Annotated in this window: 16 protein-coding genes and 1 rRNA gene; 2 read left to right on the top strand and 15 right to left on the bottom strand. The window is 38.9% G+C overall.

Annotated features, from left to right (window positions below):
* Window positions 1–87 precede the first annotated feature (87 nt).
* Window positions 88–199, top strand: a 5S ribosomal RNA gene (rrf, locus tag FBD94_RS25335).
* Window positions 200–464: 265 nt separating this feature from the next.
* Window positions 465–1,445 carry an acyl-ACP desaturase gene (locus FBD94_RS25330; RefSeq protein ID WP_131609111.1) on the top strand — a complete coding sequence of 327 codons (981 nt, stop codon included), beginning with the start codon at window positions 465–467 and terminating at the stop codon, window positions 1,443–1,445.
* 96 nt (window positions 1,446–1,541) lie between these two features.
* Here the strand turns inward: FBD94_RS25330 and FBD94_RS25325 are convergent, their stop codons facing one another.
* From FBD94_RS25325 to FBD94_RS25255, 15 genes are all read right to left on the bottom strand, one after another.
* Window positions 1,542–4,934, bottom strand: coding sequence for a methylmalonyl-CoA mutase family protein (locus tag FBD94_RS25325; protein ID WP_136882303.1), 3,393 nt, complete (start codon window positions 4,932–4,934; stop codon window positions 1,542–1,544).
* 150 nt (window positions 4,935–5,084) lie between these two features.
* A complete protein-coding gene (pafA, locus tag FBD94_RS25320) occupies window positions 5,085–6,746 on the bottom strand; it encodes an alkaline phosphatase PafA (protein WP_136882302.1) in 1,662 nt (553 codons plus the stop codon).
* Window positions 6,747–6,877: 131 nt separating this feature from the next.
* Window positions 6,878–8,164 carry a bifunctional folylpolyglutamate synthase/dihydrofolate synthase gene (locus FBD94_RS25315; RefSeq protein WP_136882301.1) on the bottom strand — a complete coding sequence of 429 codons (1,287 nt, stop codon included), beginning with the start codon at window positions 8,162–8,164 and terminating at the stop codon, window positions 6,878–6,880.
* A 41-nt stretch (window positions 8,165–8,205) separates the two neighbouring features.
* Window positions 8,206–9,024, bottom strand: coding sequence for an energy transducer TonB (locus FBD94_RS25310; protein WP_136882300.1), 819 nt, complete (start codon window positions 9,022–9,024; stop codon window positions 8,206–8,208).
* Window positions 9,024–9,425: an ExbD/TolR family protein gene (locus FBD94_RS25305; protein ID WP_090785820.1), complete on the bottom strand. Its 402-nt coding sequence runs from the start codon at window positions 9,423–9,425 to the stop codon at window positions 9,024–9,026. The genes FBD94_RS25310 and FBD94_RS25305 overlap by 1 nt, the downstream gene beginning before the upstream one ends.
* Entirely contained in the window at window positions 9,425–10,135 is a 711-nt protein-coding gene (locus FBD94_RS25300; RefSeq protein WP_131609101.1) for a MotA/TolQ/ExbB proton channel family protein, read from the bottom strand. Before FBD94_RS25300 ends, FBD94_RS25305 begins: the two co-directional genes overlap by 1 nt.
* A gap of 2 nt (window positions 10,136–10,137) precedes the next feature.
* Entirely contained in the window at window positions 10,138–11,562 is a 1,425-nt protein-coding gene (locus tag FBD94_RS25295) for an HU domain-containing protein (protein WP_136882299.1), read from the bottom strand.
* Between the two features lie 53 nt (window positions 11,563–11,615).
* Window positions 11,616–13,334, bottom strand: a complete 1,719-nt coding sequence (locus FBD94_RS25290; RefSeq protein WP_136882298.1) for a porin family protein — start codon at window positions 13,332–13,334, stop codon at window positions 11,616–11,618.
* An 11-nt stretch (window positions 13,335–13,345) separates the two neighbouring features.
* Window positions 13,346–16,363 carry a tetratricopeptide repeat protein gene (locus tag FBD94_RS25285; protein ID WP_136882297.1) on the bottom strand — a complete coding sequence of 1,006 codons (3,018 nt, stop codon included), beginning with the start codon at window positions 16,361–16,363 and terminating at the stop codon, window positions 13,346–13,348.
* Between the two features lie 169 nt (window positions 16,364–16,532).
* Entirely contained in the window at window positions 16,533–17,465 is a 933-nt protein-coding gene (locus FBD94_RS25280; protein WP_131609093.1) for an aspartate carbamoyltransferase catalytic subunit, read from the bottom strand.
* A gap of 1 nt (window position 17,466) precedes the next feature.
* On the bottom strand, window positions 17,467–18,015 hold the full coding sequence (pyrR, locus tag FBD94_RS25275) for a bifunctional pyr operon transcriptional regulator/uracil phosphoribosyltransferase PyrR (protein WP_131609091.1): 549 nt from the start codon (window positions 18,013–18,015) through the stop codon (window positions 17,467–17,469).
* Window positions 18,016–18,171: 156 nt separating this feature from the next.
* Window positions 18,172–19,770, bottom strand: coding sequence for a beta-N-acetylhexosaminidase (locus tag FBD94_RS25270; protein ID WP_136882296.1), 1,599 nt, complete (start codon window positions 19,768–19,770; stop codon window positions 18,172–18,174).
* A 100-nt stretch (window positions 19,771–19,870) separates the two neighbouring features.
* Entirely contained in the window at window positions 19,871–21,808 is a 1,938-nt protein-coding gene (gene rpsA / locus FBD94_RS25265; protein WP_136882295.1) for a 30S ribosomal protein S1, read from the bottom strand.
* A 206-nt stretch (window positions 21,809–22,014) separates the two neighbouring features.
* The gene (locus FBD94_RS25260; RefSeq protein ID WP_136882294.1) at window positions 22,015–22,989 is read right to left on the bottom strand and encodes a GlxA family transcriptional regulator; all 975 of its coding nucleotides are present in this window, start codon (window positions 22,987–22,989) and stop codon (window positions 22,015–22,017) included.
* Between the two features lie 114 nt (window positions 22,990–23,103).
* Window positions 23,104–24,249: a PepSY-associated TM helix domain-containing protein gene (locus tag FBD94_RS25255; RefSeq protein WP_136882293.1), complete on the bottom strand. Its 1,146-nt coding sequence runs from the start codon at window positions 24,247–24,249 to the stop codon at window positions 23,104–23,106.
* Window positions 24,250–24,252: the final 3 nt, after the last annotated feature.

Here is a 24,252-nt window from a genome sequence, read left to right as displayed (position 1 = left end):
AATATGTCATTTGTTTAGTAACAAATCGAGCAAGGCGCAAGCTGAGCAACAAAAGCGAAACGATATATACTAGATATTTAAAAATATTTAGGTGCCTATATCGGTGGTGTCCACCTCTTCCCATTCCGAACAGAGAAGTTAAGCCCACCAGAGCCGATGGTACTGCGGTAACACGTGGGAGAGTAGGTCGGTGCCAAATCTTAAAAGAAAGCCGGTAGTCATCATGACTATCGGCTTTTCTTGTTTATAACATTTTTATTTTCCCTTATTTCTGTCAAAGGTTTATGGGATTTTTGATAGTATATGTAGGATTTTTTAATTGGGCCAAACCGCATTTTATGTGCTACGCCAAATTTTATCTTATTGATGATAAATATGTAGAACTAAATTGTGAATAAGTGATCTTCGTCACTTATTTTGTCCATTTTTTGGTTATCTTTGATACAAAATTAAAATATAAACTAATGAGTTTTTTCGCAGAGAAAAGAGGGGAAGTAATGGTGCACATTGAGAAGTATATGCTTGAAATGATGGATACCTACTTAAAACCGATTGATACAAATTGGCAGCCATCTGATTTTTTGCCTGATTCTACAAGCGATACATTTTTCCAGGATATAAAAGTGCTACGTGAAAATGCTAACGATCTATCTTATGATCTGGTAGCAGTTTTGATAGGCGATACTATTACAGAAGAAGCTTTACCTACATATGAATCATGGTTAGCCATGGTAGAAGGTGTAAGTCGTAGAGAAGATGGAGGTTGGATGAGATGGAACAGGCACTGGACTGCAGAAGAGAATAGGCATGGTGATTTGCTAAACAAATATCTTTACCTTTCTGGTCGCGTTGATATGCGTCAGATGGAAATTTCGACACAATATCTGATTGCTGATGGTTTTGACATCGGTACTGGTCATGATCCTTATAGAAACTTTATTTATACTAGTTTCCAGGAATTGGCAACCAATATTTCGCACAGAAGGGTAGCTTCATTAGCGAAAAAAGATGGAGATACATTATTGTCTAAAATGTGTGGCGTTATTGCTTCTGATGAAGCTCGTCATGCAAAAGCTTACAAAGATTTTATGAGTAAGATTTTTGAAGTAGATCCTAATGAAGCAATGATTGCTTTTGAAGATATGATGCGTCAGAAAATTGTTATGCCAGCCCATTTCCTTCGTGAAATGGGACTGAAAATTGGTCAAACCTTTGGTCATTTTACAGATGCGGCTCAGCGTTTAGGAGTTTATACTGCGATTGACTATGTTGAGATTATGCAACAGTTAATTGAAGAGTGGAAATTAGATAGCATGCGTGATTTAAATGAAGCAGGTGAAAAAGCTAGAGATTATATTATGGCATTACCTTCTCGTTTGTTGCGTGTTGCAGAACGGATGAAAACACCAACAATGGATTATAAGTTTAGCTGGATACATGCTTAGCTGAAGTTAGATAAACGAAAGAAGGCTGAATAATTAATTATTCAGCCTTCTTTCGTTTATAGCCGTACGCAATCATTTCGATCGGTTACAGCCTGGTTACATGTTTCTGCGATATTGTCCACCTACTTCATATAAAGCATTCGATATTTGCCCTAATGAACATATTTTACATACTTCCATGAGCTGTTCAAATATATTGTCTCCTGCAACAGCTGACTTTTGCAAATTTCTTAATGCAAGTTCAGCGTTGTCTACATTTCTGTCCTGGAACAATTGAAGTGCAGTTATTTGATACTGCTTCTCTTCTTCTGTTGCACGAATAACTTCTCCTGGGACAATTGTTGGCGAGCCATTCTTGTTTAGGAAAGTATTAACTCCAACAATAGGATATTCTCCGGTGTGTTTTAAGGTTTCATAGTATAAGCTTTCTTCCTGGATTTTTCCACGTTGGTACATGGTTTCCATCGCTCCCAATACACCTCCTCTGTCGTTGATACGCTTAAACTCTTGCAATACGGCATCTTCTACCAGATCCGTAAGATCTTCGATTATAAAGGCTCCCTGTAAAGGGTTTTCATTTTTAGCAAGACCGAGTTCACGGTTTATAATCAGCTGAATGGCCATCGCCCTGCGAACAGATTCTTCGGTAGGGGTGGTAATGGCCTCGTCATATGCATTGGTATGTAGCGAATTGCAGTTGTCATATATGGCATATAAAGCCTGCAGTGTGGTACGAATATCATTGAAGTCTATTTCCTGAGCATGAAGGGAGCGCCCGGATGTTTGAATGTGATATTTTAGCTTTTGAGATCTGTCATTTCCCTTGTACTTATTTTTAATTGCCTTAGCCCATATACGGCGTGCAACACGACCAATAACAGAATACTCAGGATCAATACCGTTAGAGAAGAAGAAAGATAAGTTAGGTGCGAAATCGTCAATATTCATTCCTCTGCTCAAATAATACTCTACAAATGTAAAACCATTACTTAGCGTAAAGGCCAGTTGTGAGATTGGGTTTGCACCGGCTTCTGCAATGTGATAGCCTGAAATGGATACAGAATAGAAATTACGTACCTTTTCGCTAATAAAATAGCTCTGGATATCACCCATCATCCTTAAGGCAAATTCTGTAGAAAAGATGCAAGTGTTTTGGGCCTGATCTTCTTTTAGAATATCCGCCTGAACGGTACCGCGGACAGTGCTAATGGCATGTGCACGTATTTTCGCGTAAACATCGGCAGGTAGAACCTGATCACCAGTAACACCTAAAAGCATTAAGCCAAGTCCATTGTTTCCTTCAGGAAGTGAGCCACTATAAGTTGGCCTTTCTTGTCCTTTGGCTTTGTAGATTTGTTTGATCTTTTCGTTAACTTCTTTTTCTAATCCATGTGTTACAATGTATTTTTCGCACTGCTGATCAATTGCTGCGTTCATGAAAAAGCCGAGTAACATAGGTGCAGGACCATTGATGGTCATGGATACGGATGTAGAAGGCGCACAAAGATCGAAACCTGAGTACAATTTTTTAGCATCATCAATAGTGGCTATACTTACCCCTGAGTTACCAATTTTTCCATATATATCAGGTCTGATGTGTGGATCCTCACCGTACAGAGTAACGGAGTCGAAGGCCGTAGATAAACGATGGGCAGGTTGACCTAAGGAAACATAATGGAACCTTTTATTGGTTCGTTCCGGACCACCTTCACCGGCAAACATACGTGTTGGATCTTCTCCCTCGCGCTTTAATGGAAATACACCTGCTGCATAAGGAAATTCTCCCGGTACATTTTCTGTTAAGAGCCAGCGGAGGATATCTCCCCAGTCTTCATATCTAGGTAATGATACTTTTGGAATTTGTAGTTTTGATAAGGATTCATAGAACAATGGTTGTTTAATTTCCTTATCTCTTACTTTGTAAACAAAAAACTCTTGCTTGTATTTAAGTTTCGTTTCGGGCCATTGACGGAGTAGGCGCTTGCATTCTCCATCCAATTGCTCCTCCAAATGTTTATATATATCCTGAAGTGTCTCTGTAAGGTTTTCGCTTGCAGGAATGTCTTTTGTTGTATGTTGTTCTTGTGATAGTTGGATTACTCCCTGTAATTGGTACAGTTTGCGGGCGATGGTACTTTGTTTTTCAACCCATTCATTATAGGTTTGACTGGATTCTGCAATTTCTGCTAAGTATCTGATCCTGTCTGGTGGAATGATGTATATTTTTTCTGATTGCTCAGCAGTAAGTTCCATCTGGGCATCAAACTTAACACCTGTTTTCTCTTCAATCTTATCCATTAATGAAGTAAACAGGTTATTCATACCTGGATCATTAAATTGAGAAGCCATGGTGCCGTATACCGGTATGGTTTCATCCTTGGCATCAAACAGGTTATGATTGCGTTTATATTGTTTGCGTACATCTCTTAAGGCATCAAGAGCACCTCTTTTGTCAAACTTATTTATAGCTACCAGGTCAGCAAAATCAAGCATGTCGATTTTTTCCAACTGTGAAGCCGCCCCAAACTCTGGCGTCATTACATATAAAGATACATCGCAGTGTTCGGTGATCTCGGTATCAGATTGGCCAATTCCTGAGGTTTCGACAATGATAAGGTCATATCCGGCGGCTTTGCAGATGTCAATGCTTTCCTGTACATTTTTAGATAAGGCAAGATTGGCTTGTCTGGTGGCCAGCGAGCGCATATATACACGCGGGTTATTGATGGCATTCATACGAATCCTATCGCCCAACAATGCACCACCTGTTTTACGTTTAGATGGGTCGACAGATATAATTGCCAACGTTTTATCTTTTACTTCTACTAAGAATCTCCTCACCAGCTCATCTACAAGAGATGATTTTCCAGAGCCACCTGTTCCTGTAATACCCAATACCGGCGCCTGATTACTTAAGGTTAGCTTTTTTAATTCATTTACAAATTTTAGCGCAGCTTCAGGATCATTTTCGGCTACTGTAATGGCAGCAGCAATACTCTTAACATCTTTCTGAGGGATAGATTTAAGCTCTCCGTTTAATGATTTTGTAGTGATGTAATCCGTTTGCTCCAACATGCTATTGATCATGCCTTGGAGTCCCATTTTACGACCATCATCTGGAGAGAATATTTTTGTTATGCCATAGGCTTGAAGTTCTTCTATTTCTGAAGGTAGTATTACACCACCGCCGCCACCAAATATTTTAATATGGGTTGCACCACGCTCTTTCAACAGGTCGTACATATATTTGAAATACTCTATATGACCACCTTGATAAGATGTCATGGCAATACCCTGAACATCCTCCTGTATTGCACAATTTACGACCTCATCCACCGAGCGGTTATGGCCTAAGTGTATAACTTCTGCGCCTGAGGATTGTAGGATGCGGCGCATGATGTTAATTGTAGCGTCGTGTCCATCAAAAAGAGCAGCAGCAGTAACAAAACGGATTTTATGTTTAGGTTTATAGATTTCAATTTGCTCCATAATAGGTTTTATAATCGGTAGACAAAGGTAACAAAAACTGGGCGGAGGCGGGTAGAAATAGGCCCATCAAATACACTAAGCTGATAAACAAAAAGGCCGTTCTGGTTTTTGTTCCAGAACGGCCTTTTAATGCTAATAGAATCGCCTCTTTTATTGGTGGGTTAGCTCCGTTATCGGTTCGCCAATGCAGCCACTAGGCATTTGTATGTGTAACATAGCAGCTAAAGTCGCCGCAATGTCCGTCATGTAGTGTTGTTTATTGGTTTTTCCTGGCTTTACATTCCATCCCATAAATACACAAGGAATGTGTGCGTCATATGGAGCCCAAGCACCATGTGTTGTACCTGTGCTACTACCGCTAAAATAGTTTGATTTTAACACGTAGTAAACGTCGCCGCTTCTGCCATAATTGTAACCATAAGTGAGTGATTTTTTTAGCTGTTCAGGTAAGGTGGTTACGGCAAGTTTACTTAAGTCAACCGCATCAAAAACCTCATCTTGAGTTCGCAGTATATCTATCGCCAATGATTTTATGGCATCAAAGTCTGCTTTTGCAGATTTTATGGCTTCGTGGTTAAAGTAAAGCTGACCGTTTGCAGAGGATTCGATTGCATTTTTTACTTTAAAGTTTTCCGCTATCAAGGTATTTATCTTTTTCAGAACAGGACCTTCACTAAAGGTTCCTCCGGGTAACTTATTTTCAGTCATAAAACCAGCAACATGTGCTGCTCCATGATCTGCAGAAAGGAAGAACAAGTAATTTCCTTTACCAAATTTGCTATCCAGATAATTAAAGAAATCTTCCAGATCCTTATCGAGTCTCAGGTAGGTATCTTCGGCTTCTATAGAGTTAGGACCATATTGGTGACCTACATAATCTGTGGCTGAACAGCTTACTGCTAAGAAGTCTGTTGTATTGTTTTGCCCCATTTGCTCTGACGCAATAGCCAGTTTAGCCAGATCAAGCGTCATCGTATTTCCATAAGGCGTACTTTTAATGATTTCGTAGTTTTTGCCTATGTAAAGCTTTAATGGGTGAGGGAAAGTAGGTGTTTCTTCGCCTCTTGTTTTCCTTTCATATATTTTATTATCAGCAGTACTCTGTGTATAGCTTTCAATAGGATAAAGCGTGTTCCAGTTTTTTGCGAAAAACTGATCTGCTGGCTTTTGTTTGTTGTAATCCTGAACCCAGGTTGGCAGCTGTTTCATGTAGTAACTACTGGTAATCCAGTTGCCACTTTGTGAGTCAAACCAGTAAGCTGCATTGGCAGCATGTCCAGCTGGTAGGATCGAACCGCGATCTTTAAGCGAAATACCTATTACTTTACTTTTGAAATTGGTCGCTAAACGAAGTTCATCGGTAATGGTGGTGGTCAACATATTTTTGGGTGACATTACGCCTGCCCTTGAAGTGCTTCCAACAGTAGTTACGGTGGTGTCTTCCGCACAATACATATCCCTTTTTAATTTACGGTCATACCAGTCATTACCTACAATTCCATTGATTGCTGGAGTGGATCCGGTGTAAATACTGGAGTGTCCGCAAGCCGTAATGGTAGGGGTATAGGGGATTAAAGTGTTTTCGGCAGAGAAACCTTCATTGATTAATCTTTTGAAACCACCATTTGAATATCTGCTGTAATACCTGTAAAGGTAATCCCATCTCATTTGATCTACAATCAGGCCCACAACAATTTTCGGTCTCTTTACTCCCTCAGAAGAAGATACTTTTGTCTTAGTGGTCTTTTGTTGAGCCGTTGATATCTGGCTGACCAGGATAAGTGCGGTAAATAATAAATAAATTTTTCTCATTGTGTATTGTTTATTGGTTAGCTTGCTTTTATGCAGCGCCTTAAGGTTCATTTAAAGATGTGAAAATTTTGTGATGAGGCTATAAATATAAATACTTGATGATAAGTATTCTTTAACGTTATGTAAAGATTCTATAGCACTTCAGTGACTACAAATGTACTTCCACCTATGAAAATGAGATCGTTCGTCGCTGCATTCTTCTTTGCCGCCTCAACTGCCAGACTAATGGTATCGAAAACCTGACCATTTAGCTCATACTTTTTAGCTTCAGCAGCTAAATCTGCAGCAGGTAATGCCCTTTCTAACCGTGGTTGACAGAAGTAATAAATAGCATTTACGGGAAGTAAGGCTAAAACACCGGTGATGTCTTTATCCTTCACCATTCCAATCACTATATGTAGTTGCTCATGATCGGTTGTATTGATGTTTTGCATCACTTCAGTAATACCGGCTTTGTTGTGTCCCGTATCACAAATGACAAGCGGGTGTTCGCTTAATTTCTGCCATCTGCCCTGAAGTCCTGTTAAATCTTTAACATGTTTTAGTGCCTGGTAAACGTGCTCTTCTGTTATTTGATAATCCTTTTCTTTTAAAATGGCTACGGCCTCTAATACTGTAAGCACATTTTTCAATTGGTAAAGGCCATTAAGGTCCAGCTCAAGATCTTTATAAATAGGAACTGCAGCTTTATAAACTGTAGTATTGAGGTATTCTTTTTCTCTGGTTGTATTTGCCAGATGGAGTTCCTGATCTGCAAAAACGATGTCACTACCAGTCTCCGAGGCTTTTTTAATAAATACCTGCTCTATTTCGGGCTGTTTTTCTCCAATAACTACGGGGATGCCGGGTTTAATGATACCTGCTTTTTCAAGCGCAATTTCGGGCAATGTATCGCCCAATATATTGGTATGATCAAGACTGATATTGGTAATGACAGATAACTCGGGCGTAATGATGTTTGTGGAGTCTAACCGACCACCCAATCCAACTTCTATGATAGCGATGTCTACTTTTTCTGTCGCAAAAAAGGAAAAAGCCATGGCTACCGTGACCTCAAAAAAGGAGGGGCTGATCTCCTCCATAATTGGCTGTTGTTGATTTACAAAATCCGCAACGAAGCTTTCGGGAATCATTTCTCCATTGATTCTGATGCGTTCCCTAAAATCTTTAAGATGAGGAGAGGTATACAAGCCGGTTTTATAACCTGCCTTCTGAAAAATAGCTGCCAACATATGAGATGTTGATCCCTTGCCGTTCGTACCACCAACGTGGATGGTTTTGAATTTGGTCTGGGGATTGCCCAGATTTTCGCACATAGCTATTGTATTGTGCAGATCTTTTCTAAAAGCAACAGCGCCAACGCGTGTAAACATTGGCAGCTTGCTGTATAAATAGTCGATTGTTTGCTTATAATTCATTTGTAAAGCCTGAGGGGGGCAAAATTACCAAAGCGAGCGAATTATTTCACTTTAAAATTGAAAACAACTACACCAATTTGAACATCCGGAGCAGATTCTGATTGTGTTAAGCGTGCGCCCATTACCGCATCTTTACATTTTTGCCATAGTTCTCTGTCATTTAAGGTTGTTCCTTTAACTCCAGGAGTGGCAGCTATTACTATTCCACTTTTATTGATACTTATCCTTACGGCAATTTTCCCTGTTTTTTGTCCATCGTCTTGCGGAGTTACCAGGTTGGTAAATTTCCTTAAGGCAATAGGAGTTTCTCCAAAACCAGAACCACCCTCACCATAATTGTTGGCTAATGGATCACCGTTAACACTTCCCTGGTTACCAGGTGTAGCGCCTGTTCCATCACCACCGCCAGTTCCTTTATTGGCTTTGCCTTTATAAAGAGCATTTTGGTTGATGGTTGGCTTGGCAGGTTTAGTTTCCGTTGTCGTAGCAACAGGAGTAGAGGTGCTTTTGGTTGTTTTTGTCTTGATACTTACGGCATCTTCGGTGCTTTGGGTTACAATATCCTTATCACTGGTTTGTGCAGTAGATGTTTGAGGAGTTGGCTCCTCAGGCACGACTTTATCAGGTGCCTGTTTGTTTGCATTTGGATCAGCCGATGGTTCCTCAATACTTGTATAATCCGTTCCCATACCTTCTACAGAAGTTCCGTAATTGACTACCATACCGCCCATACCAGCTTCAACTTCGGGCTTAAAGGTACCAATGGCGATAAAAAAGCTTAAAGCAAGCAGAACCGCCATGATGCCGGTTGATATCGCGAGTGCCTTTGGGTAATTATTTTCTTCTTTAGGATAGGTCATTATTTCTTAGGTTCTACAGCAAGTACAACTTTCAGTTTCAATTTGTTTGCCACATCAAATACCTGCATGGTATTCTCTATAGAAACACCTCTGGCCACATAAAGTACAATAGTCAGATCCGGTGAGGCCTTTTGAAGCGTCTCTATCATCGGTTGCATCTGATCCAGCGAAACCTTTTGTTTATCTACAAAATAATTTAGCTTCTCATCTATAGATACAGTAACGGTTTTTTGTGCCGAAGATTGCTGTCCAGATTCAGAACGCGGTAATAATAGCTTTACTACTTGCGGATTAACTACGGCTGAGGCCAATAGAAAAAACAGCAATAGAAAGAACATGATGTCGTTCAGGGCAGAGGTATGAACCTCTACAGTCCCTTTATTTCTCTTGCGTAGATTCATTATTTACCTGGCTCCTCTAATAAATCAATAAATTCAATTGCATCAGTTTCCATTCTTAAGATGATGCGTTCAACCATCATGTTTAAGATATGGTACAATACATAGGCAATGATACCAATGATTAATCCAGTTGCAGAAGTAATCATTTTAGTATAAAGACCACCTGATATGGTTCCAATCTCAATCGCTCCTTTAATGGAAACATCATGGAAAATCGTGATTACACCAATAATTGTTCCTACGAAACCAAGCATCGGTGCAATACCGGCAATGATACCAAGAATACCAATGTTTTTCTCCAGTTTAGAAACTTCAAGTTTACCATTGTTTTCAATGGCCGCTTCGATATCCTTAATCGGTCTTCCAATACGTTTTAATCCTTTTTCCAACATTCTGGCCAAAGGCGAATTGTTGTTTTTACATAAGGCAATTGCATTATCTAACCTGCCATCGTGTATATATTGTTTAATCTGAAGCATCAGATTTGATTCTGTTTTAGATGCTTTTCTGATGGTAATGTATCTTTCTACAAAAATAACAAGACCCATAAATGCTAAAAAAGCGAGTGGAAGCATTACCCAGCCTCCTTTTAACAATAGATCTATGAAATGTAGTTCAGGGGCAGGTGGTGTAACGGCCTGATTTAGGGCATTTGCGGTATCGGTAAGTTGTTGAATGGTATCAGTGGCACTTTGAATTAATGCGATCATAATTATTTAGGATTGTTTGTGTGTCTAACCGGGTAAATGTAAATTCCTGGGAGTTTTGTTGTTTCCTTCAGGATTTCAAGTTCTTTTTTTGCAGTTGATTCATCGGTAAATGAACCTATACTGATTTTTACTCTTCTGCCTGGCATATTCGCAATTTTAGCTGGAATGCCTTTCTTTTTCATCTGGGCAAGGAAGTTGTCTGCTTCCTGTTTATTTAATAGTGATGCTGCAATAATTTCATAGGAAATGACTACTGGCTTTTCTACTGGTGCTACAACTGGAGCTGCAACTTTTGCAACCACTGTATCTTTTTTAGGAGTATCGACAGCAAGGGTAGCCTTTTCATTGCTTTTTCTGGCACTGTCAACTTTTGCAATAGAATCTATTTTTAGCTGTGAGCTATCAATAATAGTTGGTATTGTATCCGTTTGTACAACTGGTAGGGCCGAAGGTTTTTTAAGAATGCTATCAAACAGCTCAGGCTTTGCCAAATAAATAACTCCAGTAAGCACGATAATGCTAACAAGCGCAATGATTACTTTCAGGTACGCTGGCATTCCCAATTTTTCAGGATCAGAATAATCCAATTCAAAATGACCAGGTCCTTTTGGTTCAGTATTCTCAACAATAACAACCGGTTCCTTAGCTTCAACTTCAGGTAAGTTTTCAGGAGTTTCTATAACGAAATCAGGTTTTTCTTCCTGCACTTCAGGTACAGGTTCAACCTCAGGTACAGCTTCAAACTGTGGTATAGCTGCAACTTCAGCTATTTCCTCGTACACAGGTTGATCGTCTTGTTCCTGCTCTGCTTCTTTCTGCTCTTCAGGTAATTCTGTACTATCTAAATGAGAAATAAGGACATCGTCAGTAGGTAAAGGTTCTTCCTCAACAATGCTGCCATCACTCAGATCGGCATTGTTATTTTCCAGATCCAGTTGCACTTCAGGTACCTGCTGCTGTTCCTCCTCAATAGGTAATTCGGCCGCTTGCAAAGGCACAGGTGCTTCTTCATTTCCGGTATTCAGTTCGGCCTTTAAGGTCGGTAATCCGTAAAAATCAAAGCCCAGATTACTTTCCTGTTTAGGTATAAAAGTTAAACTGCCAGTTGTGGTCGAAAAGGTGCCTAGATCACCAAAATCAGATTCCTGATGACCGGAAAGCTCATCCAGTATATTCTGAGCGAATTGTTCAACAAAATATGTTGCAGCATCTACCGATATATTCTTTTGCTTACTGATCAAATCAGTAAGCAGTGTTTGCTCCTTTAAGTCAGAAGTAAAGCTCAACGAATAGCTCGGTGGCAAAAACGTGTGCGTATCAATATCATACCTCCCAGGAGATTTCCTTTTATAAATAGTTCCCAATCCGGGAATTCCCACCTCTTTGTGGGTTTTTATAAGCGTTGTCAGGTATGATAATATATCCATTCTGGTAAAATTAAATTTTAATTCCGTACCAAGCAATTATTAATTGAAATGCATTAAAACGAATAAGATACACCACCAAAGATATTCATGCCAATTGCCTCATAATGTAAATATTTGCTGTACTTGGTGTTCAGCAAATTATTTACTCTACCAAAGGCCGAAAACTTGTTGTTGATCTTATAAGTTGCGCCTACGCCAAGGTCTACAAAGCCTTTTACAGTAACTACAGTTTCATTTGCTAAGTCAGGAATGAGATAAGGACTTGCAGGGGCGGCAGTGTAAACTTTTGCTTTGCTTTCGTCTTGAAGAGCAACAGCCGCATTTAAAGATATTTTTTTGGTAATGGCATACATTAAATCAGAACTTAAACGCAATTGAGGTTTAAACCAGCTTTGCGTTTCCGCTGCAGGTTTGTAATTCTCAAAATTCAGTTTACCCGTCCACTTTAAGGCGTCACTCACCTGTACTGATAGTTCACCTTCAATACCGGTTAGTTTCATGGTGCCAAAATCGTAAATCACATCAAACTTGTTAAAGCTGCTAAAGTTGTTTACAAACAACGGCATATCTTCAATGCGTTTGTGATAAAATCTAGCTTTATAGCCAAATCCAGGGCCGCCTGTTCCTTTAATACCGCCGCTGATACTTAGTTTTTCAATAGTGTTTTTGATAAATATATTGCTATTCAAAAACGGGTTCTCATCCGTTAATTGTTTCAATGAATTGCGATTTACATCACCTTTCACTTCTCCAAAAATCTCTAAGTAATCAGGTATCAATGTAAAATCAGCGGTTACTGCAGGGAATATCCTGGTCGAAGAAACCGTTCCAAATTCCTGTACAAAATTAATTCCTGCATTAATTTTAACACCATTAGTCTGTAGCTTAATGTATGGGTTTAACCTTAATAAGTTATTACCAACACTAGTAAGCGCATCTTTTGTGCTACCAAATTCTGCGGAAGCGGCAAGTCCCAAATTTAAACTGCTGATGCGCTTGTTCAGGTAACCATTTAATACGATCGAACTTTCTTTTGCCTCAAATTTATCACTCCATACATATCCGTTCAGTTTCGCTGCATAACTCAAGGCATCAGGATCGTTGGTGAATTTATTGACCAGCTCACCTTCGGCTTCAAGAAAGCTCAACGCCTGTTGTTCCGGATTAGGGTTTAAAGTAGGGTTGGCTTTGTCAATGCCATAAAAGTACAAGCCGTTTCTTTGAAAGTTTAGTCGGCCACTTAAAGTTACCAGATCGCCAATGCTTCTACCAAAAGCACTTAGCTGCTGCTGGTTTGCACTTTGTTTGTTTAAGCTTCCTGATTGTCCAAAGTGTTTAAAAAATGCACCAGCCTGTAAAGCCTCATCTCTACCGATATTGATATAAGCTTCGGCTAGTGTTGTCGATGCGCTACCAAAAGCACCTTTAACATAATTGTTAATTAGCTCTGTTTCTTTCTCTGCTGCCAATTGTTGTGCTTGTAGTTTATTGATATCAGAGTTTAGTTCAAGCTTTCTACCAGTTAAGCTGTAATTGAATTTTGCTTTATAAGTTTTAACATCGTTCAAATCCGGACTTCTTCTTAATTTAACAGCTTCTGCTAAAACAGGTTTGTAAGGTCTTACCACTTCTATTTCCTCTGTTACTGCCTTCTCTTCTGTCTTCTTTTCTTCAGTTTTCTTCTCCGTCGTTTTTTTGTCTTGCGCCACCGTATTTAGGGTACCTGCTGCAATAAAAAATAGTGTTGTATATATTAATTTGGTCAATCTCATGTCGCTTCGTCTTATTTAATTTTTTCTAATTTCGCTTTGGCAGTAGGCACAATATCATCCTTGCCATCATAGTTATCTATGATACTCAATAGCGTACTTTTTGCCTGTAAATTGTCTTTTAAGGCTACATAGTTATCAGATAACAGTATAAAAGCCTTAGCCACCCAATAATCATAAGAAGGCATATTATTGATCAAATCAAAACATGTTTTAGTTGATGTTTTATACTCGTGTTTAGCATACTGTACTGCCGCCAGGTTATATTTAGCTTCAGCAGCAGCAAGTGTTTTTGTTTTGCTCACTACGTTGTTAAACGATTTTACAGCAAGCGTCGTATCTGCTTTTAACAAATAAGCCTTACCGGCATACAGGTCCGAACTGTTTTTCTCTTCTTCAGAAGCTTTGTCCGAATCTTTAATTAGCTGTACATACTTCAACACATCATCAGGCATGTTCAGCTCATTGTAAGCTTTTAACAGATTATTTAAAGCATAAGTGTAATGCACTTTATAGTCAGCCGTTGTTTCCAATCGTTTCAGATATACGATGGCTTCATTGTATTTTTTCTGATCGAGGAATAATTTAGAAATACTTACCAGGGAGCGTTCTGTGTAATCACTGGTCCAGTCGTTCAAGATATATTCATAATCAGGAATAGCCTCATTAGGGCGACCTAATTTTACCAACGATTCGGCCCTTATAAATTTAGCTTCCTTATCGTGTATCGCTTTAGGGAACTTGTCGAAGTATGCATTGATGGCTTCAAAAGCACCTTTAGCATCACCTTTTAAGTACAGGTTGTTTGCACCTTGGAACAAAATGTTGTCTTGTTCAGCTGATGAATAGTTGCCCAATGGGGTAGTACCCGCATAGGTGATGAAACCCTGAGAATCTCCTTTATCTACATAAATGTTTTTAATCGATTCTAAAGCCTGTTTAGCCTCTTCTGTACTTGCATAATCTCTGATTACTTTTTTAAACGATTCAAGCGCTGCATCGTCTTGGTTTTGGTTATACTGTACCAAACCTATAGTTACCAATGCACGTGGTACATAACTACTGTTCGGGTACTGACTAATCAGGCTAATCAAATCTGATTTCGATTTGTCCAGATCACCTTTGTTGAAATAAGTATAGGCCATTTCAAAACCTGCATCATCAGCATAGTTTGAAGTCGGGAATTGCTGAAGCAAGCTCTGCATCGTGCTGATTTTTGCATCATTTTGATTTTCCAGACCTTGAATCATTCCGCGTTGAAACAATGCATAATCTTCGCCTGTAGATTTGTTGCCTATAATCTTGTTATAGTTAACTAAGGCATTACCATAGCTTTTATTCACAAAATATGAATCTGCGAGCCTGATGGTCGCATCGTTTACTGTTTTCTGATCCTTATCGTTACCTCTTAAAAAACGCTCGAAGTAAGTCGCTGCTTTCCCATAACGTTCATCCTCAAAAGCCGAATAGGCAAGTGCGTAATTTGCGAAGTTGTAAACGCCTGTTTTGCTGGCGCCTGGCATGTCTAAAAATGTCTCAAAGTGTTTTACCGCTTCACCAAACTTTCTCAACTCATAACTGGCTTCCGCTTTCCAATAAGTGCTTAAAGCAAGAATCTCTTCATCCTGAGGGAATTTTTCTGAGCGAAGGAACATGGATAATGCATTTGGAAATGCCCTTTCGTTATAAAATTCAAGTCCTCTGAAGTAAGTTACTTTTTGATAAGCTTCTTTGGCTTCTTCCGATTTATTCTGAATAGGTTCTAAAATATCTATCGCTGCCTGGTAATTTTTACTGGTCAGCAGGATTTCTCCCAATAGTGTTTTAGCTTCGTTTAATTTACGAGAGGTTGGAAACTGCTTTAAGAAGTTTTGAGTGGCTTCCAGAGCCTGTTGATTAAATTCAAGCTCATAACTTAACCTTGCATAGTTAATCCAGGCTTCTTCCTGTATCACCTTGTCAAAATCAAGTCTGGACGCTCTGAAGAAAGCACTTCTCGCTTTTTCTTTATTCTTCAACTGTAAGAAGGACCGGCCCAGCGTATACATCCCGCTTTGCAGGTAAGTGTCATCGGTATTCAGCTTCTCTAATATCGTTACCGATTCACTGTATCTTTTTAATTCGAATAAGGAATAACCGTACTGATAGATGAAAAGGTTATTCTTATTGTTTGATTTGTCTTTTGCATAAAAATCTTTGAAATACTTCTCTGCATTTATATAATCAGATTTTGCAAAATAAGAAGCTGCAATCAGACTCAGCATTTCTGCTTCGTATTGTTGCTTTGAGGTTTTTAAAATAGGAATAGCATAGCTGATTACATCATCGTAACGCTCATCCAGGTAGTACATCGAGGTGATATAATACGGATAGCTTGCTTCATAAGTAGGCGAGCCTTTTAGTTTTTCAAAATTGCTTAAGGCTGTTTTATATTCCTTATTCAGGTAATTGATATAGGCAAAGTAATAGGTGGCACTTTCCTGATAAGGTGATTTTTCTTTTTTCACCGCCTCAAACAAAGGCTCTGCTTTTTCCATGTCTTTCAGTTCAAAATAAGCATAACCTTGTTTAAACTGATATTCCAATCGTTGTTTACCAGAAAGGGTAGAAGGGTCAGTTTTTTCGAACCATTCTAATGCTTTCTCGTAGTTTTTTTGTGCGAAGTAGGATTTACCTACATGAAAGTAAGCAAGTTTTGTATTTGGATTTAGGGGATAATCTTTAATAAAGTTTTGAAATAAACCTTCGGCATCGCGGTTACCTAATTCTAAAGCACAAACGGCCGCATAAAACTTAGCATTTTCTTTTAGCAATGATAACTCTGCATTGCTTTCCGGTTGGGTTCCTGGCTTTTGTCGCTGTTGCTCTACCAATCTAAATTGTTGCGCTGCAGCTATATATTTCTCATTATCCAGTAATTCCAAACCACTTTGGTAATTCTTGTTCAGGTTTACGAGTACACTGGTTTGCGCGTAACCGGCCGTAAAGCCACCTGCTAGGAGTAGCGGAATAAAAAAGTATTTTTTTGACATCTGATTTCAAATATGGTTGGTACTAATATAGATATAGTAATGGGTCTTATTAACATAAGAAATTAACATGTGTTGATAACACAGGTTTAACGATTTTTAAAGAAAGTTCGTATCGACTCTTTAAAAATATCTGATATCTATGAAATTGAATTTGCGTTGAGCAGGTTTTTTAGTCGTTTTGAGCAGCTAAAAGATAGAGTACCGCCATGCGTACCGCTACACCATTTTCAACCTGTTCAAGGATGATAGATTGCTTACTGTCAGCTACATCACTGGTAATCTCCACACCTCTGTTGATCGGGCCCGGGTGCATCACAATGATTTCTTTATCCAGGTTGTCAAGGATCTGTTTATTCAGTCCGTACATCATGGCATATTCTCTTAAAGAAGGGAAGTATTTGATATCTTGGCGCTCCAACTGTATGCGTAGCATATTAGCTACATCACACCAGTTCAATGCTTTGATTAAGTTGTGTTCTACTTTTACACCTAAACTTTCAATGTGTTTAGGGATTAAGGTTGTAGGGCCACACACCATTACTTCTGCACCTAGTTTTTGCAAGCAAAGGATATTAGAAATGGCTACCCTTGAGTGGAGTATATCACCAACAATCACTACTTTTTTACCTGCAACATCACCCAATCTCTGGCGGATAGAAAAAGCATCTAGTAAAGCTTGTGTGGGATGTTCGTGTGCACCATCACCCGCATTAATAATTTGGGCTTTGATGTGTTTGCTTAAAAACTGACCTGCACCTGCATAAGGATGTCTCATCACCACCATGTCCACTTTCATGGCCAGGATATTGTTTACGGTATCAATTAGGGTTTCACCTTTACTTACTGAGGAAGAGGAAGCTGCAAAATTAACTACATCAGCCGAAAGTCGTTTTTCAGCCAGTTCAAAAGAAAGTTTGGTACGGGTAGAGTTTTCAAAAAATATATTGGCAATAGTAATGTCTCTTAACGAAGGAACCTTCTTGATGGTCCTATTAATTACCCCTTTAAAATGGTCTGCAGTTTCGAGGATTAATTCGATATCATTCCGGTTAATATCTTTGATTCCTAAAAGATGTCGGGTTGATAATTTTTCTACTGCCATATTATTTATTGCTTTCTGATATTAAGATAACTTTGTCTTCTCCTTCTGTTTCTTTCCAACTTACCCGCACTTGTTGCGAGACTAACGTATCTACCTGTAACCCGATATAATCCGGCTCAATAGGTACGTGTCTTGAAAAGCGTCTGTCTATTAGCACCAACAACTCTACTTTCGCAGGTCTTCCGTAGGCTAATAATGCATCAAGTGCAGCTCGGATAGTCCGCCCTGTCCACAATACATCATCAATTAAGATTACGTTCTTGCCTTCAATAATAAAATCTATGGTATTGCTGTTTGCTGAAACGATTCCATCTTTCCGTCTAAAATCATCCCTAAAGAAAGTAATATCTAAATTACCTTTCTGAATGACGCTTTTTTTCAGGACTTCCGAGAGTTCGTGTTTAACTCTATCGGCAAAATAGCTGCCTCTTGGCTGTATGCCAATTAAAACAGTATTAGAAAAATCGTTGTGATTCTCAATTAATTGATGACAAAGTCGCTTAATTGTGATCTGGAATTTTTGACCGTCTAGCAGTGTTCGTTTTTGCATTGACTTAAAGATTATGCAAATATAGCCAAAATTTGGAACCTCAAATACATAAAAACGCTTTTAAATTAAAATAATGTAAAATGCGAATGTAGCAGCTTGTGCTTAAATAGGTTATGTATTTAAATTGGAGACTCCATATTTATGGGCATATAGTTATTAATTTACTAAATATCGTTTACTGTAATTTATCTTCATCAGGTCGTACCTTTTGAATTGGGTTTTCAGCCTTATCTGAAAATCGGTATAGTTCTTTTTTTCCTTAGGGCTCCATAAAATCTCACTTAAAGCATCCAGTCTCGGGAAAAGCATATATTCCACTTTGGCTGGGTTAGTAATGTATTCAGACCATAAATTACCTTGTCCACCCCAGATGTATTTAGCCTCGGCAGCATTTAATACCACGGGTACGGGTTCGTAATCATATACCGTTTTTAGCGGCAGATATTTGGACGCAGTAAGCGAATCGTCTTTCAAAAACTGACTGTGGTTAAAATACATCATGTCCTCTGGTGTCATGATTACTTTATGTTTCTGTTTTGCAGCAGCGATGCCACCCTTTTCTCCGCGCCAGCTCATCACAATCGCATTAGGGGCCAGTCCACCATCAAGTATTTCATCCCAGCCAATTATGGTTTTGCCTTTACTGTTTACAAATTTTTCTATCCTGTGGATGAAATAGCTTTGCAGGCCACTTTCATCTTTTATACCATTCGCCTTCATGATTTGCTGTGATACTGCGGATTGTTTCCACCAGATTTTTGAACCTTCATCACCACCAATATGGATGTACTTGGATGGAAACAGGTTCATGACTTCCGTTAATACATCTTCCAGAAATTTAAAGGTCTGATCGGTAGGCTGGAGCACATTGTTGAACTTATTGAAAATTCCCCAGGTCTGGGCCACTTCATATTTTTTGGAAGGCTCGGTGCCAAATTGAGGGTAGGCGGCCAATACTGCCATGCTATGTGCCGGCATTTCAATCTCAGGGACGACATTGATGTATCGGTCTGCGGCATATTTGATCACTTCCTTAACCTCTTCCTGGGTGTAGAATCCACCATATCTAAGGCCATCATTACCTGTTCCAGGATATAAACCTATAATGGAGCCATTACGCCATGCACCGATACTGGTTAGCTTAGGATGTTTTTTAATCTCTATTCTCCAGCCATGATCATCAGTTAAGTGCCAATGAAAGTTGTTTAGTTTATGGTAGGCGAGGTAGTCAATGTATTTTTTAATGAAGGCCACATCGAAGAAGTGTCTGCTTACATCAAGGTGCATACCGCGGTAACCAAAGCGGGGATGATCGACAATTGAGACAGAAGCAACGTGTATTGGAAAGGTTTTATTGTATGGTAAAAGTTGGAGTAAGGTTTGTATGCCGTAGAAGACTCCCGGACTAGAGGTTCCTATGATTGAGATATTCTCTTTAGAGGAGTTTAATATATAGGCGTCATCGAATTCACTAACTCTTGTATTCAGTACTAAGTTGATTCTGTTTGCCGTGCTGTCTTTACTAGTTATTCCAAGTTTGATTTGAAAATACTTGCTTAAATATTCGTTTAAATTGTTGGCCGACTTTAATAAAGAGCTGTCTTTAACTACAATCTTAGTGTTTTTGTTTATAATAAATGGGACCAGTTTTTTTTTGATCTCTAAATAGGCAGGCTGAGGAATGATTTGCACTTCCTGGGCAGATAGCCGATTTGCCAGCATAAGTAAAAGGCAAAATATCGCAATTCTTTTCATAGTGGATTGGATTTGTGTGTGATTGCAAAATACTAAAAATACAGTGCAAAAAAAAAGCATCCCGGTTAGGGGATGCTTTTTAATATATAAGCTTTAAAGATTACTCGCCTTTTTTGGCTTTGTTTTCTTCACCTTCCATTTGTTGTTTTAATTGTGCAAGCACGCCTAAATCACCTAATGTAGATTTTTCAACTGAATCTTTAACTTTTTTCACTGCACTGCTAGAAGCTTTAGCTTCTTTTTTCTTAGCACTACGCTCTTCTGCAACAGCTTCAGCTTTAGCCTCTTCCCAGATACGGGCGTGAGAAACAACGATACGCTTAGCATCTTTGTTAAACTCAATGATTTTGAAGTCATTAGTTTCTTCAGCTTTGATGGTACCACCGTCTTCTTTAGCCATGTGTTTAGTTGGTACGAAACCTTCTACACCATATGGTAAAGCAATAACAGCACCTTTATCAGTTACTTTAACAACAGTTCCTTGGTGGATTGAATCTAACGTGAAGATAGTTTCAAAAGTATCCCAAGGGTTTTCTTCTAATTGTTTGTGACCTAAGCTCAATTTGCGGCTTTCAACGTCTAATTCTAATACAACTACGTCTAATGTATCACCAACTTTAGTGAATTCGTTAGGGTGGTTAACTTTTTTAGACCAAGAAAGATCAGAGATATGGATTAAACCATCGATGCCTTCTTCGATTTCTACGAATACACCGAAGTTAGTCATGTTTTTAACTACAGCAGTATGTTTGCTTCCGATAGGATATCTTTCAGCAACATTTTGCCAAGGATCTTGAGTTAATTGTTTGATACCTAAGCTCATTTTACGATCTTCTCTGTCTAAAGTTAAAACTTCAGCTTCGATCTCATCGCTAACTTTCAAGAATTCTTGTGGGCTACGTAAGTTTTGTGACCACGACATTTCTGAAACGTGGATTAAACCTTCAACACCTGGAATGATTTCTAAGAAAGCTCCGTAATCAGCTACAGTAACAATTTTACCTTTAACTTTAGAACCAACAGCTAAGTTAGTATCTAAAGATTCCCAAGGGTGTGGAGTCAATTGTTTTAAACCTAAAGCAATACGTTTTTTCTCGTCATCAAAGTCAAGAACAACAACATTGATTTTCTCATCTAAGCTCAATACTTCTTTTGGATGCTCTATGCGGCCCCAAGAAATATCAGTGATGTGAAGTAAACCGTCAACGCCACCTAAATCGATGAATACACCGAAGTCAGTGATGTTTTTAACTGTTCCTTCTAATACCTGACCTTTTTCAAGTTTAGATACGATTTCAACTTTTTGGCTTTCTAAGTCATCCTCAATAAGGATTTTGTGAGATACAACTACGTTTTTAAATTCGTGGTTAATCTTAACAACTTTGAATTCCATTGTTTTACCCACGTATACATCGTAATCGCGGATAGGTTTGATGTCAATTTGAGAACCAGGTAAGAAAGCTTCAACACCCATGATGTCAACGATAAGACCACCTTTAGTACGGCTTTTAACAAATCCGTTGATGATTCTGTCATTGTCAAGAGCCTCATTAATAGACTCCCATGATCTTTGGGTTTTAGCTCTTTTACGAGATAAAATTAACTGGCCGTTAGCATCTTCAGGGGCTTCCACGAAAACGTCAACTTTGTCGCCAACTTTCAAATCAGGTGTATCACGGAACTCAGAAGTTGATACTAAACCGTCAGATTTAAATCCTACGTTTAATACTACGTCTTTGTTGTTGATTGAAACAACAGTACCACTGATGATTTCACCTTGGTTGATTTGATTGAAAGTATCGGTATACATGTCTTCAAACTTTTTACGGTCTTCGTCACTGTAATTTCCGAATGCTTTGTCGTCTGCATCCCAGTCAAAATCTTGATCTGGTGTTGCTAATGATGATTTGATCTGTTCGATCGACACTGAATCAGCTTCTGACTCAATGGTTTCTTTCTCAGCCAGACGAGCGTCTGCGCCTTGTAATTCGGCTGTTTTAGCCTCTAGTTCTTTTTCTGCTACTTGTTTTTTAGCCATTAAAATTTTATCTCCTTTTCCCGTGTGGGACGGCAAAGATAATAATTATTCTTTTTTCAACAAAGAAATTTTATATAAATGTTGTTGATTTAGAACAGATTGTAAAGGGATTGCACAGCTTTCGCTATGCATAGCAGAAAAATAGGCAAAATTTTGGATTCATTAATAGAAGGGAAAAAGGGGAGTGCAAAACGTCCCTCGGAAAGTTATGCAACCCGCGCTTTAAACTTGTCGCGGTAATCTTTCGGAGTCATTCCCGAGCTTTTCTTGAACAGTTGTCTAAACGCCTTTAGGTCGTTGTAGCCAGAGTTTAACATAATCTCGAGGATGCTTTGATTGGTCTGTTCCAGTAATTTCTTGGCTACTTCTATTCTCGTTTTCTGTAAATACTCGATCATCGTATTTCCAGTTGCCATTTTAAACCTGCGTTCAATGTTTCGCCTGCTTGCCGGTATTTGCTGGAGTATATCATCAACGGTAGCCGCTTTATTGTAGAGGTTTTCAATACAAAGTTGTGTTTGAGCAACCAAATCATCACCATGATCCTTGGACGGAATGAAGGTGCCAAAATAGCTTTGTTGTCCACGGTTCATATCTATAGCAAATACTTTGGCCATTCTTACCGCAATTTCTCTGTTGCCATAGTTATGAATTAGTCTTAACAATAAGTGAAAGGTACTTGTAGCACCACCACTGGTATATATTCCATGGTCGTAAGTAATTATTTCATTTGCTCTTAAAAAAACATCTGGGTAACTCGCCGCAAAAGAGGTGCTGGCATGGATATGTGTAGTTGCACTTTTTCCATTTAACAAACCACTTGCGCCAAGTAAAAAGGCACCTGTACAAAACGAAGCGATTTCAACTCCATCTTCGTGTTGTTTGCATAACCATGGAATGAATTCTAGGTTCTCTTGGATGGCCGCAGCTAAATCGGAAGAGGAAAATGCTGGGATAAGCACCAAGTCATGTGGTCCTGCTGATTTTAAAGGCTGTGGTTTATGCTTGTTAAAAACAGGAATTTGATTGTCGCTGTTTTCGGCATAAAGTACATTCACTTTAAACAGCGGTTCTTCGCCATTGGCTTCATAATGGCTGTTTACCGTGTCAAATACATCTAATATCGCTGCTATACTTAGCAAACGGTATCTATTGGTCAATAACAAAGCTACTTGTGTCATTATTATTTCGATTGGGGAGATGCAAATTAGAAAAAAATACGGCAAAAAAGAAAGGTCAGTTGTTATGAAGCAGCTGACCTTTCTTTTTAGTTTTTAATTGAAGTATATCCTGACTTATCCCTGGGCTGCTTTTTTTCTTTTGCGTCCACGCCAAATCATAAAGCCTGTTATAGGTAAACTTGCGGCAATTAAACTGGCCAGAAAGGCTGCTATTTTTCCCGGTAGACCGGCAATTGCACCAATATGGATATCATAATTCATCCTGGTTATTTTATCTGCCAGGCTTGCATTTGCCAGTTTACCATAACTGTGCGTAACTTCCATCTCTTTTAAAGAATATTGATCGTAATACAGATAATTGGCTTTCCAATAGGTATCCGTATCTGGATTGATGGCTACTTCTATGGCCGACTTTGCATTTTCGGGAACATGTACTTCAACACCGCCAGTATAACCAGGTAAGTTGTTTAAAGTTTGTGCCCACAAAATGTCGATAGCGGGTTTCTTACCTATAGCTGAGTTTACTAAAGTGGTGTCCGAATAACTTTCTGCAAATGGGGTCATTTGTTTGCCACCAGAAGAGATCCAGTAAACAGATTTTGCAAACCATTGAAAACCCATTACCAGGCCTGTTATGGCAATAAAAATAAGAATCCAGGTCATGTAAAAACCCAGTACATTGTGTAAGTCATAATTTACCCGTTTCCATTTTGCGCTCCATTTAATGCTAAACCTCTTTTTACTCGCTGCTTTGTTTTTTGGCCACCATAATACCAGACCAGAAATGAGTAAGCCAAGAAACATTAGAGTAGCTGAAGCTAGAATAGGTTGCCCTATATTTGGTGGAAGCCACAAGTAATAATGGCCCATAATCATAACCCTGAAAAAGTCGTCATCCATGTTTTTAACCTTTAGCACCTTACCGGTATAAGGGTTCAAAAACACAATCCAGTAATATGAAGGATTTTCAGCGAAATAAACAACTTGTGATGCTTTTCCTTGTTGATAGCCAACACTATGAGCGTGTTTACCTGGTAATGCCTCATCTGCAATCTTTTTAAGTAAAGAGGGCGCCATCAAAGCCCGTTGTTCTGCTTTGGCAAAACGGTAAGGCTGCGTGATATTCTCAATTTCACGTTCAAAGGCCAGTATACATCCGGTGATGCCTAAAAAACACACAAATAGCCCGGATGTTAATCCGAGCCATAAATGTACTTGTCCGGTCCAATATTTGAACCTATATTTCTTTTTACCCAACATTGA

The sequence above is a fragment of the Pedobacter hiemivivus genome (assembly GCF_005144565.1).
In the GTDB taxonomy this organism is placed as follows: domain Bacteria; phylum Bacteroidota; class Bacteroidia; order Sphingobacteriales; family Sphingobacteriaceae; genus Pedobacter; species Pedobacter hiemivivus.
The sequence above is the reverse complement of the archived record's forward strand: the minus strand, read 5'-3'. Positions and strand labels throughout refer to the sequence as shown.

Coding starts and splice junctions, on each gene's coding strand:
- FBD94_RS25330 (WP_131609111.1), top strand. CDS start 465: ATGAGTTTTTTCGCAGAGAAAAGAGGGGAAGTAATGGTGCACATTGAG.
- FBD94_RS25325 (WP_136882303.1), bottom strand. CDS start 4,934: ATGGAGCAAATTGAAATCTATAAACCTAAACATAAAATCCGTTTTGTT.
- pafA (WP_136882302.1), bottom strand. CDS start 6,746: ATGAGAAAAATTTATTTATTATTTACCGCACTTATCCTGGTCAGCCAG.
- FBD94_RS25315 (WP_136882301.1), bottom strand. CDS start 8,164: ATGAATTATAAGCAAACAATCGACTATTTATACAGCAAGCTGCCAATG.
- FBD94_RS25310 (WP_136882300.1), bottom strand. CDS start 9,024: ATGACCTATCCTAAAGAAGAAAATAATTACCCAAAGGCACTCGCGATA.
- FBD94_RS25305 (WP_090785820.1), bottom strand. CDS start 9,425: ATGAATCTACGCAAGAGAAATAAAGGGACTGTAGAGGTTCATACCTCT.
- FBD94_RS25300 (WP_131609101.1), bottom strand. CDS start 10,135: ATGATCGCATTAATTCAAAGTGCCACTGATACCATTCAACAACTTACC.
- FBD94_RS25295 (WP_136882299.1), bottom strand. CDS start 11,562: ATGGATATATTATCATACCTGACAACGCTTATAAAAACCCACAAAGAG.
- FBD94_RS25290 (WP_136882298.1), bottom strand. CDS start 13,334: ATGAGATTGACCAAATTAATATATACAACACTATTTTTTATTGCAGCA.
- FBD94_RS25285 (WP_136882297.1), bottom strand. CDS start 16,363: ATGTCAAAAAAATACTTTTTTATTCCGCTACTCCTAGCAGGTGGCTTT.
- FBD94_RS25280 (WP_131609093.1), bottom strand. CDS start 17,465: ATGGCAGTAGAAAAATTATCAACCCGACATCTTTTAGGAATCAAAGAT.
- pyrR (WP_131609091.1), bottom strand. CDS start 18,015: ATGCAAAAACGAACACTGCTAGACGGTCAAAAATTCCAGATCACAATT.
- FBD94_RS25270 (WP_136882296.1), bottom strand. CDS start 19,770: ATGAAAAGAATTGCGATATTTTGCCTTTTACTTATGCTGGCAAATCGG.
- rpsA (WP_136882295.1), bottom strand. CDS start 21,808: ATGGCTAAAAAACAAGTAGCAGAAAAAGAACTAGAGGCTAAAACAGCC.
- FBD94_RS25260 (WP_136882294.1), bottom strand. CDS start 22,989: ATGACACAAGTAGCTTTGTTATTGACCAATAGATACCGTTTGCTAAGT.
- FBD94_RS25255 (WP_136882293.1), bottom strand. CDS start 24,249: ATGTTGGGTAAAAAGAAATATAGGTTCAAATATTGGACCGGACAAGTA.